General features: G+C 75.5%; 1 protein-coding gene. It reads right to left on the bottom strand.

The genetic code is table 11. From position 1 onward, the window contains the following. Positions 1-3,365 (bottom strand): type I polyketide synthase (locus ACWCYO_RS40410; RefSeq protein ID WP_449787024.1); only part of this gene is annotated, 3,365 nt, incomplete at both ends.

The raw sequence follows: 3,365 nt of genomic DNA, 5'->3' as shown, positions 1-3,365 counted from the left end.
ACCGCGAGGACGGTGTGCCCGTTGCGGCGGGCGTCCGACAGGCGCTCCAGCACCACCACGCCGACGCCCTCGCCCCAGCCCACGCCGTCCGCCGCGTCCGCGAACGAACGGCACCGGCCGTCGGCCGACAGGCCGCCCTGGCGCGAGAACTCCACGAACGTGTTCGGCGTCGACATCACCGTCACGCCACCGGCCAGCGCCAGCGAGCACTCACCGCCGCGCAGCGCCTGCGCCGCCAGGTGCATCGCCACCAGCGACGATGAGCACGCCGTGTCCACCGTCACCGCCGGACCCTCGAAGCCGAAGGTGTAGGAAACCCGGCCGGAGGCGACACTGGGGGCGCTGCCGTTGCCCCGGAAGCCCTCGAACTCCTCGCCGTCGAGGAGCGAGCGGTAGTCGGTGTACATGACGCCCGCGAAGACTCCGGTCCGGCTGCCGCGCAGCGTCGCCGGATCGATGCCGGCCCGCTCGAACGCCTCCCACGACGTCTCCAGCAGCAGGCGCTGCTGCGCATCCGTCGCCAGCGCCTCGCGCGGGCTCATGCCGAAGAACTCGGGGTCGAACTCCCCGGCGTCGTGCAGGAACGCGCCGCGCCGGGTGTAGGACGTGCCGGGGACGGACCGGTCCTCGTTGTAGAGCGAGTCGAGGTCCCAGCCGCGGTTCTCCGGGAAGTCGGACACCGCGTCCACGCCGTCGGCCACCAGCCGCCACAGGTCCTCGGGCGACTCGACGCCGCCCGGATAGCGGCAGGCCATGCCGACGATGACCACCGGGTCGTCCGACAGCACCGGGAGCACGGCCGGGAGTTCCTCGGCCTTCTCCCTGCCGAACAGGCCCTCCAGGACGCAGCCGGCCAGCGCGTTCGCCGTCGGGTAGTCGAACACCACGGTGGCCGGGAGCTGGAGACCGGTCACCGCCTTGAGCCGGTTGCGCAGCTCGACCGCCGTCAGCGAGTCGAAGCCGAGGTCCTGGAACGCCCGCGACGGGTCGACGACCGAGCCGCCCTCGTGGCCGAGGACCACGGCGATCCGGTCGCGCACGAGCTCCAGGACGGTCGCCCGCCGCTCGTCGGCGGTCAGGCCGGACAACCGCTGTGCCAGGCCCGCCGAGGCGGCCGTGCCGGCGACCGCCGCGCGCCGGACCCGGCTGTGCACCAGTCCGCGCAGCAGGGCCGGCACCGAGTCCTGGGCGCGCAGCGCGGCCAGGTCGAAGCGGACGGGCAGGACCGCGGGCTCACCCGCCGCGAGCGAGGCGTCGAACAGGGCGGCGCCCTCGGCGGGGGTGAGCTCCGGCATGCCCGAGCGGGCGATGCGGTGCAGGTCGACGTCGGCGAGCGTGCCGATCATGCCGCCGTCGCGGGTCCACGGGCCCCAGGCCTGCGAGACGGCGGGCAGGCCGAGCGAGCGGCGGTGGACGGCCAGCGCGTCCAGGTAGGCGTTGCCCGCCGCGTAGGCGGCCTGGCCGGGGCCGCCGAAGACGCCGGAGACGGAGGAGAACAGGACGAAGGCCGCCAGCTCGCGGTCCTTCGTGGCCTCGTGCAGGTTCCACGCCGCGTCCGCCTTCGGGCGCAGGACGGCCGAGACGCGCTCGGCGGTCAGGGACCCGACCACGCCGTCGTCGAGCACGCCGGCCGTGTGGACGACCGCACGGATCTCGTGCCGGGCGAACAGGTCCGCCACCGCCGCCGGGTCGGCGACATCGCACGCCTCGACCTTCGCCCCGGCCCCGAGCTCCGCCAGCAGCTCCCCGACGCCCTCGGCATCCCCACCACGGCGGCTCACCAGCAGCAGATCACGCACCCCGTGCTCGGCCACCAGGTGCCGGGCCACGACCCGGCCCAGGCCGCCCGTGCCACCGGTGACCAGAACCGTGCCCTCGCCGGTCCAGCCGACCGGCTCGCCCGTCGGCTCGGCGCGAACGAGCCGGGCCGCGAGGACCTCGCCGTCGCGGACGAGCAGCTGCGGCTCGTCCAACCCCAGGGCCTCGGAGGGCAGTTCCTCGGAACCCGCCAGATCCACCAGTCCGAACCGGCCCGGCTCCTCCGACATCGCCGACCGCACCAGACCCCACGCAGCTGCGCCCGGCAGGTCCTCGCCCACCACCACACCGCGCGTCACGAAGACCAGGCGAGACCCGGCGAAACGCTCCTCCGCCAGCCAGCCCTGCACCAGCTCCAGCGCTCGGGCCGTCCCCGTGTGCACGTCGCCGTCCGCCGGCCGGATCACCACGACCGGCGGCACGTCCGCCGGCACCTCGGCCAGGGAGGTCACCTCGACGAACTCCGGCGCGACGGACGCCTTCACCGGCACCCAGTCGACCCGGAACAGCCCGTCCCGAGCCGCCACCGGCTCGCCGCCCGACACCGCGCGCAGGGCCAGCGACCCCACCGACGCCACCGGCAGGCCCTCGGCGTCGGCGACCGCCACCGCGACGGACTCCTCGCCGGTCCGGGTGACGCGCACGCGCACCGAGGACGCGCCGGAGGCGTGCAGCGACACGTCCTCCCACGAGAACGGCACGACGCCGTGCGGCAGCCCGTTGACGGCCGTCACGTGCAGGGCGGCGTCGAGCAGGGCCGGGTGCAGGCCGTAGCCCGCGCCCTCGGTGCCGTCCGGCAGGGCGACGTCGGCGAAGATGTCGTCCCCGCGCCGCCAGGCCGCCCGCAGGCCCTGGAACACCGGGCCGTACGCGTAGCCGCCGTCGGCCATGCCTTCGTACAGCCCGGTGAGGTCGACCGCCTCGGCGCCGGCCGGCGGCCAGACGGACGTGTCGAACGCGGAGCGCGTCTCCCCCGTGGCCAGGACGCCGGTCGCGTGCTGGTCCCAGGCCCTGCCGTCGGCGCCCTCGGGCCGGGAGGCGATGGTGAAGGTGCGGCGGCCGGTCTCGTCGGCCGCGCCGACGCGCAGCTGAAGCTGGACGCCCGCGTGCTCGGGCAGGACGAGCGGCGCGGCCAGGGTGAGTTCCTCGACGCGGTCGCAGCCGGCCTCGTCCCCGGCGCGGACGGCCAGTTCGAGGAACGCGGTGCCGGGCAGCAGGACGTTGCCGCGCACGACGTGGTCGGCGAGCCACGGGTGGGACCGGCAGGACAACCGGGAGGTGAACAACAGGCCGTCGTCGTCGAAGAGTTCGAGCGAGGCGGAGAGCAGCGGGTGGTCGGCGGCGCCGAGGCCCGCGGCGCCGAGGTCGCCGGCGGTCGTGGCGGCGGTGACGGGCCAGTAGCGGCGGCGTTGGAAGGCGTAGGTCGGCAGGTCGACCGGGCGGACGGGGGTGCCGGCGAAGAGGGCGGTCCAGTCGACGCGGGCGCCGGTGACGTGCAGGCGGGCCAGGGCGGTCAGAACGCTCGTGTCCTCGGCCTGGTCCTTGCG

The organism is Kitasatospora sp. NPDC001683, assembly GCF_053596495.1.
This window is presented reverse-complemented; position numbering and strand designations above follow the sequence as displayed.